This is a genomic window from Pseudomonas sp. GM55 (genome assembly GCF_000282395.1).
GTDB classification, from domain to species: Bacteria; Pseudomonadota; Gammaproteobacteria; order Pseudomonadales; family Pseudomonadaceae; genus Aquipseudomonas; species Aquipseudomonas fluorescens_CC.
In genome coordinates, this window is record NZ_AKJJ01000153.1 from 1 (window position 1) to 15,499 (window position 15,499).

At 61.9% G+C, this 15,499-nt stretch carries 15 protein-coding genes; 12 read left to right on the forward strand and 3 right to left on the reverse strand.

Going from position 1 to position 15,499, the window contains the following annotated elements:
* The 10 genes from PMI31_RS31580 to paaZ all read left to right on the forward strand — a co-directional run.
* The coding region (locus PMI31_RS31580) for a hypothetical protein (RefSeq protein WP_238539326.1) at positions 1 to 223 on the forward strand (223 nt) is incomplete at its 5' end.
* Positions 159 to 1,148: a 1,2-phenylacetyl-CoA epoxidase subunit PaaA gene (gene paaA / locus PMI31_RS28960; RefSeq protein ID WP_008023676.1), complete on the forward strand. Its 990-nt coding sequence runs from the start codon at positions 159 to 161 to the stop codon at positions 1,146 to 1,148. The genes PMI31_RS31580 and paaA, both read left to right, overlap by 65 nt.
* Before the next feature lie 129 nt (positions 1,149 to 1,277).
* Entirely contained in the window at positions 1,278 to 1,559 is a 282-nt protein-coding gene (gene paaB, locus PMI31_RS28965; RefSeq protein ID WP_007943393.1) for a 1,2-phenylacetyl-CoA epoxidase subunit PaaB, read from the forward strand.
* 8 nt (positions 1,560 to 1,567) lie between these two features.
* Entirely contained in the window at positions 1,568 to 2,329 is a 762-nt protein-coding gene (paaC, locus tag PMI31_RS28970; protein WP_008023678.1) for a 1,2-phenylacetyl-CoA epoxidase subunit PaaC, read from the forward strand.
* Positions 2,316 to 2,849, forward strand: a complete 534-nt coding sequence (gene paaD, locus PMI31_RS28975; RefSeq protein ID WP_008023679.1) for a 1,2-phenylacetyl-CoA epoxidase subunit PaaD — start codon at positions 2,316 to 2,318, stop codon at positions 2,847 to 2,849. Before paaC ends, paaD begins: the two co-directional genes overlap by 14 nt.
* Positions 2,850 to 2,883: 34 nt before the next feature.
* Entirely contained in the window at positions 2,884 to 3,960 is a 1,077-nt protein-coding gene (paaE, locus tag PMI31_RS28980; protein ID WP_008023681.1) for a 1,2-phenylacetyl-CoA epoxidase subunit PaaE, read from the forward strand.
* Between the two features lie 184 nt (positions 3,961 to 4,144).
* Positions 4,145 to 4,453: a DUF485 domain-containing protein gene (locus tag PMI31_RS28985; RefSeq protein WP_007978006.1), complete on the forward strand. Its 309-nt coding sequence runs from the start codon at positions 4,145 to 4,147 to the stop codon at positions 4,451 to 4,453.
* Positions 4,450 to 6,096, forward strand: a complete 1,647-nt coding sequence (locus PMI31_RS28990; protein WP_008023683.1) for a cation acetate symporter — start codon at positions 4,450 to 4,452, stop codon at positions 6,094 to 6,096. Before PMI31_RS28985 ends, PMI31_RS28990 begins: the two co-directional genes overlap by 4 nt.
* 34 nt (positions 6,097 to 6,130) lie before the next feature.
* On the forward strand, positions 6,131 to 7,384 hold the full coding sequence (locus tag PMI31_RS28995; RefSeq protein ID WP_008023686.1) for an OprD family porin: 1,254 nt from the start codon (positions 6,131 to 6,133) through the stop codon (positions 7,382 to 7,384).
* Positions 7,385 to 7,442: 58 nt separating this feature from the next.
* Positions 7,443 to 9,512, forward strand: coding sequence for a phenylacetic acid degradation bifunctional protein PaaZ (gene paaZ / locus PMI31_RS29000; protein WP_008023688.1), 2,070 nt, complete (start codon positions 7,443 to 7,445; stop codon positions 9,510 to 9,512).
* A gap of 216 nt (positions 9,513 to 9,728) precedes the next feature.
* Here the strand turns inward: paaZ and PMI31_RS29005 are convergent, their stop codons facing one another.
* The 3 genes from PMI31_RS29005 to PMI31_RS29015 are packed head-to-tail and all read right to left on the reverse strand — an operon-like array spanning position 9,729 to position 13,198.
* A complete protein-coding gene (locus tag PMI31_RS29005; protein WP_043302743.1) occupies positions 9,729 to 10,637 on the reverse strand; it encodes a helix-turn-helix domain-containing protein in 909 nt (302 codons plus the stop codon).
* The gene (locus PMI31_RS29010) at positions 10,634 to 12,052 is read right to left on the reverse strand and encodes an aminotransferase (RefSeq protein ID WP_008023690.1); all 1,419 of its coding nucleotides are present in this window, start codon (positions 12,050 to 12,052) and stop codon (positions 10,634 to 10,636) included. Before PMI31_RS29010 ends, PMI31_RS29005 begins: the two co-directional genes overlap by 4 nt.
* 39 nt (positions 12,053 to 12,091) lie before the next feature.
* A complete protein-coding gene (locus tag PMI31_RS29015) occupies positions 12,092 to 13,198 on the reverse strand; it encodes a polyamine ABC transporter substrate-binding protein (protein WP_008023692.1) in 1,107 nt (368 codons plus the stop codon).
* A gap of 216 nt (positions 13,199 to 13,414) precedes the next feature.
* Here PMI31_RS29015 and PMI31_RS29020 point away from each other — a divergent pair, with 216 nt between their 5' ends.
* Both PMI31_RS29020 and PMI31_RS29025 read left to right on the forward strand, forming a co-directional pair.
* Positions 13,415 to 14,197 carry an enoyl-CoA hydratase-related protein gene (locus tag PMI31_RS29020; protein WP_008023693.1) on the forward strand — a complete coding sequence of 261 codons (783 nt, stop codon included), beginning with the start codon at positions 13,415 to 13,417 and terminating at the stop codon, positions 14,195 to 14,197.
* Positions 14,194 to 15,375 (forward strand): acetyl-CoA C-acyltransferase family protein, encoded by a 1,182-nt coding sequence (locus PMI31_RS29025; RefSeq protein WP_008023695.1) that lies wholly within the window; start codon positions 14,194 to 14,196, stop codon positions 15,373 to 15,375. Before PMI31_RS29020 ends, PMI31_RS29025 begins: the two co-directional genes overlap by 4 nt.
* Positions 15,376 to 15,499 lie beyond the last annotated feature (124 nt).

Below are 15,499 nucleotides of genomic sequence, written 5' to 3' on the forward strand. Positions count from 1 at the left end.
ACGGATATGTACCCCACCCAAAAACCCCGCCACCCCCAAAGCGATACAAAAAACAAATACGACACGTCATTTTGTGTTTGATATTAATTTATGTATCGCTTATAAAGTTATCCATGCCCTCGAAATGCCCCTGAACAAAAAAGAGGCCGGAGACCGAAATGTACGCACAGCTAGTAGAAACAGGCGTCAAGCGCATAAAAGACCTCTCGGAGATGTCCGCTGAGGAACGCGCCTTCCAGGAAAAAATCGATTCAGAAATCAAGATCGAAGCGAAGAACTGGATGCCAGATGCCTACCGCCAGACCCTGATCCGGCAGATTTCCCAGCACGCCCACTCCGAAATCGTCGGCATGCTGCCCGAAGGCAACTGGGTCACCCGCGCGCCGTCGCTCAAACGCAAACTGCAACTGATGGCCAAGATCCAGGACGAAGCCGGCCACGGCCTGTACCTGTACAGCGCCATGGAAACCCTGGGCGCCGACCGCGATGAAGAGATCGCCAAGCTGCACAGCGGCAAGGCCAAGTACTCGAGCATCTTCAATTACCCGACGCTGAACTGGGCCGACATGGGCGCGGTGGGCTGGCTGGTGGATGGCGCGGCAATCGTCAACCAGGTGGTGCTGCAGCGTACCTCCTACGGCCCGTATTCCCGGGCGATGATCCGCATCTGCAAGGAAGAGAGCTTCCACCAGCGCCAGGGCTACGAAATTCTCCTGACCATGATGCGCCACGGTACCCAGGCGCAAAAAGACATGGTCCAGGACGCGATCAACCGCCTGTGGTGGCCATCGCTGATGATGTTTGGCCCGAGCGACGAACACTCGCCGAACAGCGCCCAGTCCATGGCCTGGAAAATCAAGCGCCAGAGCAACGACGAGCTGCGCCAGCGCTTCATCGACCAGACCATCCCGCAGCTTGAGCTTTTGAACTGCACCTGCCCCGACCCGGACCTGAAGTGGAACGCCGAGCGCGGCCACTACGATTTCGGCGAGATCCAGTGGAACGAATTCTACGAAGTGCTCAAGGGCAACGGCCCGTGCAACCAGGAACGCGTCGCCACCCGTCGCAAGGCGATTGAAGACGGTGCCTGGGTTCGTGAAGCCGCCGTCGCCCACGCCCGCAAAAAACAAAACAGGAACGCCGCCTGATCCGGCCCAACACAAACCCTGTAGGAGCTGGCTTGCCAGCGAAGGCAACCTCAAATGTTGCGGCGATATCACTGTCGTCTTCGCTGGCAAGCCAGCTCCTACAGAAGCAACTGATGTGGAGTGAATGTCATGTCCGAGTGGACCCTCTTCGAAGTCTTCGTGCGCAGCAAGCACGGTCTGAACCACAAGCACGTCGGCAGCGTGCATGCCGCCGACACCACCATGGCCATCGAGAACGCCCGCGAGCTCTATACCCGTCGCAGCGAAGGCGTGAGCCTGTGGGTGGTGCCTTCGGCATTGATCACCGCTTCGTCGCCGGATGAAAAAGACCCGCTGTTCGATCCGTCGGACGACAAGGTCTACCGCCACGCCAGCTTCTACGAGCTGCCGGCCGAAGTCGGGCACATGTGAGGTCGACCATGGACAACAAGACTGATCTGATCGAATACCTGTTGCGCCTCGGTGACAGCGCCCTGATCCAGGGCCAGCGCCTGTGCCAGTGGTGCGGCAAGGCCCCGGCACTGGAAGAAGAACTGGCGCTGATGAACGTCGGCCTCGACCTGGTGGGCCAGGCACGCAACTGGCTGGAATACGCCGCCGAACTGCTGGACGACGGCCGCGACGCTGATCACCTGGCGTTCCGTCGCGACGAGCGCGCCTACCGCAACCTGCTGCTGGTGGAACAGCCTAACGGCGACTTCGCGGTGACCATGCTCAAGCAGTTCCTCTACGACGCCTGGCACCTGCCAGTGTTGCAGGGCCTGAGCCAGTCCAGCGACGAACGCATTGCCGGGATCGCCGCCAAAGCGGTCAAGGAAGTGACCTATCACCTGCGCCGCTCCGGCGAGTGGGTCGAGCGTCTGGGTGACGGCACCGAGGAAAGCCACCAGCGCATGCTCGCGGCGATTCCCGAAGTCTGGCGTTTCACCGTTGAGCTGATCGCCGCCGATGACAGCGAACAGCGCCTGTGTGCAGCCGGTATCACTCCGGACATTGCCGGCGTGGCTGCGCAGTGGCAGGCCAAAGTCGAGCAGATCTTCGCCAGCGCCACCCTGCCCGTGCCGGCCGCACCGAGCTATTTCTACCTGAATGCACGCAAGGGCCTGCACACCGAACACTTAGGGATTCTGCTGGCCGAAATGCAGTTCCTGCCACGAGCGTACCCCGATGCAACCTGGTGAGCTGATCGCCAGCGACCTCGGCGCCCGGCCGGCGCAACCGACCGACCTGGCTGCCGCATGGGCGATTTTGGCAGAGGTCATGGACCCGGAGGTGCCGGTGGTCAGCGTGGTCGACCTGGGCATCGTCCGCGACCTGGACTGGCAGGCCGGTCACTTGCACGTGGTGGTCACGCCGACCTACTCCGGTTGCCCGGCCACCGAAGTGATCGAGAGCGACATCCGCGAGGCGCTGGAACTGGCCGGATTCAAGGCGCCGCAGCTTGAGCGCAAATTGACCCCGGCCTGGACCACCGACTGGATCAGCGACAGCGGTCGCGAACGCCTGCGCGCCTATGGCATCGCGCCGCCCGAGGGCAGCACCAGCAAACGCAGCCTGCTCGGCGAAAGCCCGGTGATCGTCTGTCCGCAATGCGGCAGCGCCCACACCGAGGTGCTCAGCCAGTTCGGCTCCACCGCGTGCAAGGCCCTGTACCGCTGCGTCGATTGCCGGGAACCGTTCGACTATTTCAAGTGCATCTGAGCGGCGAATCGGCCGTCCCAGCTGGAGAACAACAATGAGCAAATTTCACAGCCTGACCATCAAGGACGTGCGCGCCGAGACCCGTGATGCGGTGTCCATCGCCTTCGAGATTCCGCAGGACCTGCAGGACAGCTTCCACTTCACCCAGGGCCAGCACCTGGTGATGCGCACGCAACTGGACGGCGAAGAAGTGCGCCGCTCGTACTCGATCTGCACCGGGGTCAACGACGGTGAGCTGCGCGTGGCGATCAAGCGCGTGGCCGGCGGTCGTTTTTCCGCGTTTGCCAATGAGCAATTGAAGGCCGGGCACAGCCTGGAAGTCATGCCGCCCGCCGGGCATTTCAGCGTCGAACTCGACCCGGTGCGCCATGGCAACTACCTGGCCGTGGCGGCGGGCAGCGGCATCACGCCGATCCTGTCGATCATCAAGACCACCCTGGAAACCGAGCCCCACAGCCGCGTGACCCTGCTGTACGGCAACCGTTCCAGCTCCGGTGCGCTGTTCCGCGAACAGCTTGAGGACTTGAAGAACCGCTACCTGCAGCGCCTGAACCTGATCTTCGTGTTCAGCCGCGAGCAGCAGGATGTCGACCTGTACAACGGCCGGATCAACGCCGAGAAATGCGAGCAGCTGTTCAGCCGCTGGCTCGACGTCAAGGCCCTCGACGCCGCGTTCATCTGCGGCCCGCAGGAAATGACCGAGACCGTGCGCGACAGCCTCAAGGCCAAGGGCATGCAACCTGAGCGCATCCATTTCGAACTGTTCGCCGCCGCCGGCAGCGAGCAAAAGCGTGCCGCCCGCGAAGCCGCCCGCCAAGTCGATGCGGCGGTCAGCCAGATCACCGTGATCAGCGACGGCCGCGCCCTGGCCTTCGACCTGCCACGCAACAGCCAGAGCATCCTCGATGCGGGTAACGAACAAGGCGCGGAGCTGCCCTACTCGTGCAAGGCCGGCGTGTGCTCGACCTGCAAGTGCAAGGTCATCGAAGGCGAAGTGGAAATGGACAGCAACCACGCCCTGGAAGACTACGAAGTGGCCGCCGGCTACGTGCTGTCATGCCAGGCCTTCCCGATCAGCGACAAGGTGGTGCTGGATTTCGATCAGCTCTGACCCACCGTTTTCAGGAACAAACACAAAACCTGTGGGAGCGGGCTTGCCCGCGATTGCGGTAGATCAGTCACCAGCGATGTTGAATGTGATGGCCTCATCGCGGGCAAGCCCACTCCCACAGTTTCAGCGTTCGACCCGAAAACACCGTTTCACCCAAAACAAAAACAACAAAGGAGCGCGCGTCATGACACCCCAGGAAATAGAACTCATCCGCCAGCACCCGGATTTCATCCAGCTGGTTCGTCGCAAACAGAAGCTGTACTGGTCGCTGAGCCTGGCCATGCTGGTGATCTATTACGGCTTCGTGCTGCTGGTGGCTTTCTCCCCTTCTACCCTCGGTCAATCCCTGAGCGGCGGCGTGACCACCGTGGGCATGCTGGTGGGTGTCGTGATCGTCGGGCTGGCCTTTGCGCTGACCGGTTTTTATGTCTATCGCGCCAACAACGTGATCGACCCGCTGAATGAAAAACTCAAGCAGGAGTGCGCCCGATGAGCCGTCTTCTCGCATTGTTCCTGCTGCCGCTGGCGGCTGTCACTGATTTTGCGATGGCCGCCGACGGCGCAACCCGCCCACTGAACTGGAACGCCATCGGCATGTTCCTGGTGTTCGTGCTGTTCACCCTCGGCGTGACCCGCTGGGCCGCCCTGCGCACCCGCTCGGCCAGTGATTTCTACACCGCCGGAGGCGGCATGACCGGTTTCCAGAACGGTCTGGCGATTGCCGGCGACATGATCTCGGCAGCCTCGTTCCTCGGTATTTCCGCAATGATGTTCCTCAATGGCTACGACGGCTTGCTCTACGCCCTGGGCGTGCTGGCCGGCTGGCCGATCATCCTGTTCCTGATTGCCGAACGCCTGCGCAACCTGGGTAAATACACCTTTGCCGACGTGGTTTCCTATCGCCTGGAACAGACTCCGGTGCGCCTGACTTCGGCCTTTGGCACCCTGACCGTGGCCCTGATGTACCTGGTGGCGCAGATGGTCGGCGCCGGCAAGTTGATCGAACTGTTGTTCGGCATCGACTACCTCTACGCCGTCATGCTGGTCGGCGTGTTGATGGTGTTCTACGTGACCTTCGGCGGCATGCTCGCCACCACCTGGGTGCAGATCATCAAGGCGGTGATGCTGCTGTTCGGCACCAGCTTCATGGCGTTCATGGTGCTCAAGCACTTCGGTTTCAGCACCGAAGCGATGTTCGCCGGCGCCACCGCCGTGCATGCCAAGGGCAGCGCGATCATGGCGCCCGGTGGCTTGCTGTCCAACCCGATCGATGCAATTTCCCTGGGGCTGGGCATGATGTTCGGCACCGCCGGCCTGCCGCACATCCTGATGCGTTTCTTCACCGTCAGCGACGCCAAGGAAGCGCGTAAAAGCGTGTTCTACGCCACCGGTTTCATCGGCTACTTCTACTTGCTGCTGATCATCGTCGGCTTCGGCGCCATCGTCATGGTCGGCACCGATCCGGCATTCCGTGACGCCAGCGGCGCGATCATCGGCGGCGGCAACATGGTCGCTGTGCACCTGGCCCACGCGGTAGGCGGCAACCTGTTCCTCGGCTTCATTTCGGCGGTCGCCTTCGCCACCATTCTGGCGGTGGTCGCCGGGCTGGCACTGTCCGGCGCTTCGGCGGTGTCCCACGACCTGTATGCCTGCGTGATGCGCAAAGGCCAGGCCAGCGAGCAGCAGGAGATGCGCGTATCGCGAATCGCCACCCTGTGTATCGGTGTGCTGGCGATCATCCTCGGCCTGCTGTTCGAATCGCAGAACATCGCCTTCCTCTCCGGCCTGGTGCTGGCCATTGCGGCGTCGGTGAATTTCCCGGTGCTGTTCCTCTCGATGTACTGGAAAGGCCTGACCACCCGTGGTGCTGTCCTTGGCAGTCTGTCCGGACTGGTCTCGGCGATTGTGTTGCTGGTGCTGAGCCCGGCGGTGTGGGTCAACGTGATGCATCACGACAAGGCACTGTTCCCGTACTCCAACCCGGCGCTGTTTTCCATGAGCCTGGCGTTCTTTAGTGCATGGCTGTTTTCCGTCACCGACACCTCGCCCCGTGCAGCCCTTGAGCGTGGCCGTTATCTGGCGCAGTTCATCCGCTCGATGACCGGCATCGGTGCCACCGGCGCCAGCAAACACTAAACGACGACAGATCAGTTGGCAGGGAATAAAAATAATGAAACCCGCACGTACCACGTCTTATGAATCACTGATTTCGCTGGCCGCCGCATTGAGTTTGCCCATGATCGCCCCCAGCGCCATGGCCGACTTCATCGGCGACAGCAAGGCCCGCATTGATATGCGCAACCACTACATCAATCGCGATTTCCGTCAGGACAACGCGCCGCAATCCAAGGCCGAAGAATGGGCCCAGGGATTCACTGCGCGCATCGAGTCCGGGTTCACCGACGGCACCTTCGGTTTCGGTCTCGACGCACTGGGGGAGTTGGGGCTCAAGCTCGACTCCAGCCCGGATCGCCGTGGCACCGGGCTGCTGCCGTTCGGCCCGCAGAGCCATGAACCGGACGACGAGTACAGCGAGCTGGGCTTGACCGGAAAATTGCGGGTATCCAAAAGTGTGTTGAAACTCGGCACCCTGCAGCCCCTGTTGCCAGTGGCCACTTACAACGACACACGCCTGTTGGGTTCGACCTTTGAAGGTGGCTTGCTGACCAGCCAGGAAATCGACGGCCTGACGGTGAATGCCGGACGCCTGACCAAGGCCAACCTGCGGGACTCCTCCAGCAACGATGACATCGGCTTCGGCGCCGCCACCAGCGATCACTTCGACTTCGGCGGCGGCAGCTACGCGTTCAGTCCACAACTGAACCTGAGCTACTACTACGGCAAGCTCGACCAGATCTATCGCCAGCAATTCGCCGGACTGGTGCATACGCAACCGCTGGGCAACGGTTTCAACCTGCGCAGCGACCTGCGTTATTTTGACAGCCGCGGCGACGGCGCCGAACGGGCCGGTCGTATCGACAACCGCAACTTCAACGGCATGTTCACGGTGTCCCACGGCGCCCACAAGGTCAGTGCCGCCTACCAGCAATTGTCCGGCGACAGCGCCTTTCCGTTTCTCAACGGCGGTGATCCGTACGTGGTCAACCTGGTGACTTTCAACACCTTTACCCGCGCCGACGAGGATTCCTGGCAGCTGCGTTACGACTACGACTTCGTGGCGCAAGGCATTCCCGGCCTGACTTTCATGACTCGCTACACCGATGGTCGCCACGTCAAGGCAGGCACCGTCGACAACGGTCGCGAATGGGAGCGCGACACCGATATCAGCTACGTCATCCAGAGCGGTGTGTTCAAGAACGTCAGCCTGCGCTGGCGCAACGTGACCTTCCGCTCCGGCAATGGCTTGACTACCGCCCTCGATGAGAACCGGCTGATCGTCGGTTACACCGTGGCGCTTTGGTAATTCCGAAAGGGCGCGGTCACGGTCGCGCCACAACCCTTCATAACCAGGAGCAATCGTGATGTCCTCTTCACCTGCACTGCATGCCCCCACCCTGCAAAGCTTCATCGCCGGTCGCTGGATCGGCCAACAGGGCGCACAAGTGCTGCGCAGCGCCATCGACGGCCATGAAATCGCCCGTACCCACGAAGAACGCCCGGACTTCGCGGAGGCCATCGAGCACGGTCGTCGCCAAGGCGTCAGCGGCCTGATGGCGCTTGACTTCCAGCAACGCGCCCAGCGTCTCAAGGCCCTGGCGCTGTACCTGAGCGAGCGCAAGGAACAGCTCTACGCGATTTCCCACCACAGCGGCGCGACCCGCGCCGACAGCTGGATCGACATCGAAGGCGGCAACAGCACGCTGTTCACCTACGCCAGCCTCGGCTCGCGGGAACTGCCGTCGGGCAACGTCGTCCACGAAGGCCCGGCGCTGCAATTGAGCAAGCTCGGCACTTTCGCCGGCACCCATATCCTGGTGCCGCGCGGTGGCGTGGCAGTGCACATCAATGCGTTCAACTTCCCGATCTGGGGCATGCTGGAAAAGTTCGCCCCGAGCTTCCTCGCCGGCATGCCGTGCATCGTCAAGCCAGCCAGCGCCACCAGCTACCTGACCGAAGCCGTGGTGCGCCTGATGGACGAATCCGGCCTGTTGCCGGCGGGCAGCCTGCAACTGATCATCGGTGGCACCGGCGACCTGCTCGACCGCCTGCAAGGCCAGGACGTGGTGACCTTCACCGGTTCCGCCGACACCGCGGCCAAGCTGCGGGTCAACCCGAACCTGATCCGCAACTCGGTGCCGTTCACCGCCGAAGCCGACTCGCTGAACTGCGCGATCCTCGCCCCGGACGTGACCCCGGACGACGAAGAATTCGAGCTGTTCATCAAGGAAGTGGCCCGGGAAATGACCACCAAGGCCGGGCAGAAATGCACCGCCATCCGCCGCGCCATCGTGCCGGCCAAACACATCGATGCAGTGGCCACGCGCCTGCGTGATCGCCTGGCCAAAGTGGTGGTTGGCGACCCGTCGGTGGAAGGCGTGCGCATGGGCGCATTGGCCTCCCACGATCAGCAGAAAGACGTGGCCGAGCGTCTGGAAATGCTGTTGCAGAGCAGCGATATGCTGTTCGGCGCCCGCGATGGTTTCGAGCCGCGTGGCGTGAGCGTCGACAAGGGCGCGTTCTTCGCCCCGACCCTGCTGCAGGCCCGCGACCCGCACGCTGAAGGTGGTGCACACGACATCGAAGCCTTCGGCCCGGTCAGCACCTTGATGGCCTACGACGACCTCGACGAAGCGCTGGCCCTGGCCGCTCGCGGCAAAGGCAGCCTGGTGGCCAGCCTGGTGACCAAGGATCCGCAGGTCGCCGCCAAAGCGATCCCGGTGGCCGCTGCATTGCACGGTCGTCTGCTGGTGCTGGACCGCAACTGCGCCGGCGAATCCACCGGCCACGGCTCGCCGCTGCCGCAACTCAAGCACGGCGGCCCGGGTCGTGCCGGCGGCGGTGAAGAACTCGGCGGTTTGCGTGCGGTGAAACACTACCTGCAACGCGCCGCGGTACAAGGTTCGCCGACCATGCTGGCAGCGGTCACCGGCGAGTACGTGCGCGGCGCCAAGGTCATCGAAACCGACGTGCATCCGTTCCGTCGCTACTTCCAGGACCTGCAGATCGGCGAGTCGCTGCTGACTCACCGTCGCACCGTCACCGAAGCCGACCTGGTGAACTTCGGCTGCCTGTCGGGCGACCACTTCTACATGCACTTCGACGACATCGCGGCCAAGGAATCGCAGTTCGGCAAGCGCATCGCCCACGGTTACTTCGTGTTGTCGGCCGCGGCCGGGCTGTTCGTCTCCCCCGGCGTCGGCCCGGTGCTGGCCAACTATGGCCTCGACACCCTGCGCTTCATCAACCCGGTGGGCATCGGCGACACCATCCAGGCCCGCCTGACCTGCAAGCGCAAGATCGACCAGGGCAAGAAGAGCCCGCAGGGCGTTCCGCAAGGCGTGGTGGCGTGGGATGTGGAGGTCACCAACCAGTTGGGTGAGCTGGTGGCCAGCTATGACATTTTGACTTTGGTGGTGAAACGCGAGGATTGATCCTCATCCGGAATCTCTGTGGGATGTGCTGGTCTCATCGCGGGCAAGCCCGCTCCCACAGGGTTCTCGGTTGAGTACAAAATCTGCGGCATCCACTAATCACTGTGGGAGCGGGCTTGCCCGCGATAGCGGTTTGTCAGTCAACATCAATGGCGTCTGACACTCCGCCATCGCGGGCAAGCTCGCTCCCACAGTGGTTTGTGTTGACCCGAATTTTCAATGCTTGCGCAACCACTCGATAAACAGCGCAAACAACTCCGACTGCGAACCCACTTCCAGTTTCAGGTACAGGTTCTTGCGGTGCATGCGCACGGTTTCCGGTGAGATGCTCATCTGGCTGGCCGTGGATTTCACCGAATGCCCGCGCAACACCATGTGCGCCACTTCCCGCTCGCGTTCGGTGAGCAAGTCGCTGCCGAAATGCTCGAACGCCGACTGCACCCGGTGCTTGAGATCATCGCGCCTGCCCTGGTCTTTATCGCACTGGATCTCGCGACTGCGCAGCATTCCGCGTTGACTGAATTCGCTGATGAACTCACGCACCAGCGGTTCGACAGCGCGCAGCAGGTTCAGCTGTTCGGCGCTCAGGCATTCACCGCCGAAACCCTGATAGAGGCTGACGGAAATCTTCGTGTCATTGCCGGTATCGACGATGTAGTAGCTGTCTTCCGAACAGCCTGCATTGAGGTAATAGGTCTTGTAGTAGTCACTGTCGAAGAAGTTGTCCGGCGCGATTTCCTCCAGGTGATAGAACCCTTGCGCCAATCCCTGCTCCACCGCCAGGCAAAACGGGTCGAGCAGATAGCCCCCGGAAAAATAGCGCTCAAGAATCGAGACCTGATACTCCTGCGCAATCCCGCGCTGATGCAGCAACTGTGGCGCCCGGTCCTTGCGCTCCAGGCTGATCATCATCGACTCGACGGACACCAGTTGCGCCAACGCTGACGCCAGGTGTTGCAGGGCGTCAGGCTCATCGATATGGGCGAATGCCTCGCGCATTCCCCCATGCCATTTGTGCAATGCCCCGAAGGGCATTGCGATCAGCGTATCGTCGTTTGGTTTGCTCATGCCCCGCAGTCTAGCGGGTGAACAGGGCCTTGGTAAAAGCCTGGCGGATGAAGTCATTGGCCGAAATACTGGCCGCTCTGCTCAAGCTCGGCCGCCACTTCAAGGATGCACACCCGCAGGGTCTCGACGATTTCATCGACCTGGGCAAACGTCAGGATCAACGGCGGCGACATCACGTTGAGGTGCATGATCGGCCGCACCAGCAAGCCCCGGGCCTGGGCCCGCGAGTGGATTTTCTCGCCGATGTTGATCTCGTCGGGGAACAACGCCTTGGTGCGTTTATCGGCGACGAATTCCACGCAGGCCATGAGTTTCTGGCAGCGCACATCGCCCACCAATGGCAAGTCCCGCAGGGTTGCCAGGCGCTCTTCCAGATACGCCCCCACCGTGTCGACATGGGCCAGCAGGTTTTCCCGCTCGATGATTTCGATGTTCTTCAGTGCCGCCGTGCAGCACACCGGGTGGCCGCTGTAGGTGAAGCCGTGGGTGAAACAGCGGCCCTTGCCCGGCTCGGCGATGACTTTCCAGATGCGCTCGGAAAAGATGCACGCGCCCAGCGGCAGGTAAGCCGAGGTCAGGCCCTTGGCGGTGGTGATGATGTCGGGTTGCACGTCGAACACATCATAAGAGGCAAAGAATTTGCCCAAGCGCCCGAATGAAGTCACCACTTCGTCGGCGACGAACAGGATGTCGTAGCGCTGGCAGACGTCCCACATGCGCTTGAGATAGCCCCGGGGCGGAATGATCACCCCGCCCGAGCCCATGATCGGCTCGGCGAAAAACCCGGCGACCTTGTCCGCGCCAATCGACAGGATCCTGTCTTCGAACTCCTTGACCAGGAACTCGAGGAACTGCGCTTCGTCCATGCCGTCGGGCGCGCGGTACGGATTCGGGTTGGAGACGTGGTGGATCAGCGGGTTGGCGTAATCGAACTCCGGCACGCGGTCGGCGGCCTTGTTGCCGATCGACATGGTCAGGGTGGTGGAGCCGTGATAGGCGTTGAACCGGGCGATGACGTGCTTCTTCTCGGGTTTGCCTCGGCAGTTCTGATAGTACTGGATCAGCCGGTACGCGGTGTCCACGGCGGTGGAGCCACCGGTGGTCAGGAACACATGGTCGAGGTCGCCGGGGGCCAGGCTGGCGAGTTTTTCGCACAGCTGGATGGCGACGTTGTTGGACATGTCGGAAAACGGGTTCGAATAGGCCAGCTGGCGCACCTGGTCGGCGATGGCCTCGGCCATTTCCTCGCGACCCAGGCCGATGTTGGTGCACCACATGCCGCCCACCGCATCGAGAAAGCGGTTGCCCTGGGTGTCGTAGATGTAGGCGCCGTCGCCTGCGACGATGTTCAATGAACCTTGCTCGGCGTGTTCGTCGAACATGTGATAGCCGTGCATGTGATGGGCCTTGTCGGCCTTGACCAGTCTGGACTCATCCGCCGGCGAAAGTACGGTGCGTGTTGGAGTCGCCATAAATAAACCTCTAACCGAATTGACTAACGATCGAACAAATCAGATGCCGCTTTTCACGGTGCTCCAGACCCGGGTGATGGCCCGCATGTCCTTGGCGTCCTGGGTCTTCTGCGGGAACAAACGCTCGCGGGTCTGTGCATCGGGGTAGATGGCCGGGTTGTCGCGCACATCGGCGTTCAGCAACGGCGTGGCCGCGGCGTTACTGTTGGCGTAATTGATGAAATCGCTCACATCCGCCATGACCTGCGGCTGCATCAGGTACTCGAGAAACTTGTGGGCATTGGCGACGTGGGGCGCGTCCGCAGGGATGTACAGGTTGTCGAACCAGATCAGCGAGCCTTCCTTGGGGATGAAGTACGCCAGGTCGATCTTCTTCTTGGCTTCTGCCGCACGGGCCATGGCCGTGGCGTAGTCGCCGGACCAGGTCATGGCCATGCACACGTCGCCGTTGGGCAGGCTGGTCAGGTAATTGACCGAGTCGAATTTGCGGATGTACGGCCGCACGGACAGCAGCAGTTCCTGGGCGGCTTTCAGATCCGCCGGCGCAGCGCTTCGCGGATCGCGCCCCAGGTAGGTCAAGGCCATGGGGATGACTTCGGTCGGCGCATCGAGCAGAGTCACGCCGCAATCGGCAAACTTCGAGACGATCTTTGGATCGAAAATCATCGCCAGCGAACCGATAGGTGCGTCCGGCATGCGTTCCTTGATCTTGTCGACGTTGTAGGTCACGCCGTTGCTACCCCAGGTGTATGGCGCCGAGTACTGGGTGCCGGGGTCATAGCCTTGCAGGTCCTCGAGGATTTTTGGGTCGAGGTTGCTCCAGCCCGGCAGCTGTTTTTTATCCAGCGGCTGGAACACCTTGGCCTTGATCAGCGGCGGCGCAAGCGACGCGTTAAGAACGATCAGGTCATAACCGGAATGGCCGGTGAGCAACTTGGCCTGCACCGTTTCATAGGAGTCGAAGGTGTCGTAGACCACCTTGATGCCAGTGGCCTTTTCGAAGTCGGCCACGGTTTTTTCACCGATGTAATCCGCCCAGTTGTACAACCGCAGCGTATTGCTGTCGTCCACTTGAGCGGCGTAGGCATTCAAAGTCAGCGGTACAACAAACAGGCTGGAAATCACCTTAAGCAGCGTCTTGCCCATAGCAAATGCACCTTATAGCGAGTTCGGCTCTGGATGAGCGGATGCCCTCACTATTGGTGGATTCGCCGGGCGGAACCATACCCCGAATGGGTGTGTGTCGTTTTTTGGCTCACCGGCATGGCAAAAAGCGGCAGCGCAGTTGACCCGTTTTGCCATAGATCCGGGGTTTGTCCGGCGCTTAAAGTGGCAGCCTGAACCGACCCTGCGGAGCCTGGGATGACCCATCTGATCAAACACGAGCAACGCGACGGCGTGTTGACGCTGACCATCGACCGCCCGGACAAGCTCAACGCGCTGAACAACGCCATGTACACGCAACTGGCCGACCTGTTGCTGGCCGCGGACGAAGACGCGCAGACCGGTGTGATCATCCTCACCGGCGGCCCGGCCTGCTTTACCAGCGGCAATGACCTGGTGGATTTCCTCCAGCATCCGCCAACGCACCTGGACGCCCCGGCGTTCCGCCTGATGAAAGTCGTCACGCGCCTGCAAAAGCCGCTGATCGCGGCAGTCTGTGGGGCCGCCATCGGCATCGGCACCACGTTGCTGCTGCATTGCGATCAGGTGCTGGTCACCCGCAACGCCAAGTTGCGCATGCCGTTCGTCAACATCGGCCTGTGCCCCGAATTCGGCGCCAGCCTGTTGCTGCCACGCCGGCTCGGCCATGCCCGCGCCGCGAGCCTGCTCCTGTTGGGTAATGGTCTGGACGGCAATGAAGCGGTGGCCTGGGGCCTGGCCAACGAAGCCTTCGATGACGGCGAAAAATGCCTGGCGGCGGCCACCACCATCGCCCGGCGTTTTCTGGCCATGCCCCAGCAAGCTTTGCGCCAATCGCGGCAACTGATGAAACAGGCTTCCCTGGCCGAACTGGAAGCCACCCTGCGCGAAGAAAACACCCTGTTCATTCAGCGTTTGAACACCGACGAGGCGAAAACCGCCTTGAACGCCCTGCTCAATCGCAGTACAGATAAGAATCCACCGAAAGGAAACCAGCCATGAACACTCCGGAAATCTACGTCGTCAGTGCCGCCCGTACCGCCATCGGTACCTTCGGCGGTTCGCTCAAGGACGTGCCACTGGCCGACCTGGCGACCACGGCCGTGAAAGCGGCCCTGCAACGGGCCGCCGTCGACCCGGCGCTCGTTGGCCATCTGGTGATGGGCAACGTGATCCCGACCGAAACCCGCGACGCCTACATCTCCCGCGTCGCGGCGATGAATGCCGGCATCCCCAAGGAAACCCCGGCCTACAACGTCAACCGCCTGTGCGGTTCGGGCCTGCAAGCGATCATCAACGCTGCGCAGACACTGCTGCTGGGCGATGCTGAAATCGTCGTGGGTGCCGGTGCCGAATCCATGAGCCGCGGTCCCTACCTGATGCCTTCAGCCCGTTGGGGTTCGCGCATGGGCAATGCCCAGGTCATCGACTACATGCTCGGCATCCTGCATGACCCGTTCCATAGCATCCACATGGGCATCACCGCCGAGAACGTCGCCGAGCGCAATGGCATCACCCGCGAAATGCAGGACGCCCTGGCCCTGGAAGACCAGAAACGCGCGGCCCATGCGATTGCCAACGGCTACTTCAGCGAGCAGATCGCGACCGTGGAAATCCAGGATCGCAAGGGCACCAAACTGTTCAGCGTCGACGAGCATCCGCGCGCCACGTCCCTGGAACAGCTGGCGGCGATGAAGCCGGCATTCAAGAAGGACGGCTCGGTCACCGCCGGCAATGCCTCGGGCCTGAACGACGGCGCCGCCGCGCTGGTCATGGCCACCGGCAACGCAGTTCAGGCCAATAACCTGAAACCCCTTGCCCGCCTGGTCAGCTACGCCCACGCCGGCGTCGAACCGGAATACATGGGCCTGGGCCCGATTCCGGCCACGCGCCTGGCACTCAAGCGCGCCGGCCTGACTGTTGCCGACCTGGACGTGATCGAAGCCAACATCGCCTTCGCCGCCCAGGCCTGCGCTGTCAGCCAGGAACTGGACCTCGACCCGGCCAAGGTCAACCCGAACGGTTCGGGTATTGCCCTGGGCCACCCGGTGGGCGCAACCGGCGCGATCATTGCTACCAAGGCCATCCACGAACTGCACCGCACCGGTGGCCGTTACGCGCTGGTGACCATGTGCATTGGTGGTGGTCAGGGGATTGCGGCGATTTTTGAGCGGGTTTGATAACCGCACATTTGGATTGGGTGCATATCCATTTCTGCGGTAACGGCGGCTTACGGTTCCGCTTTTACAGCGGGTTACTTGGAAAAGCGCCAAGTAACCAAGGGCTCTTGCCCCTGTCGTTCGG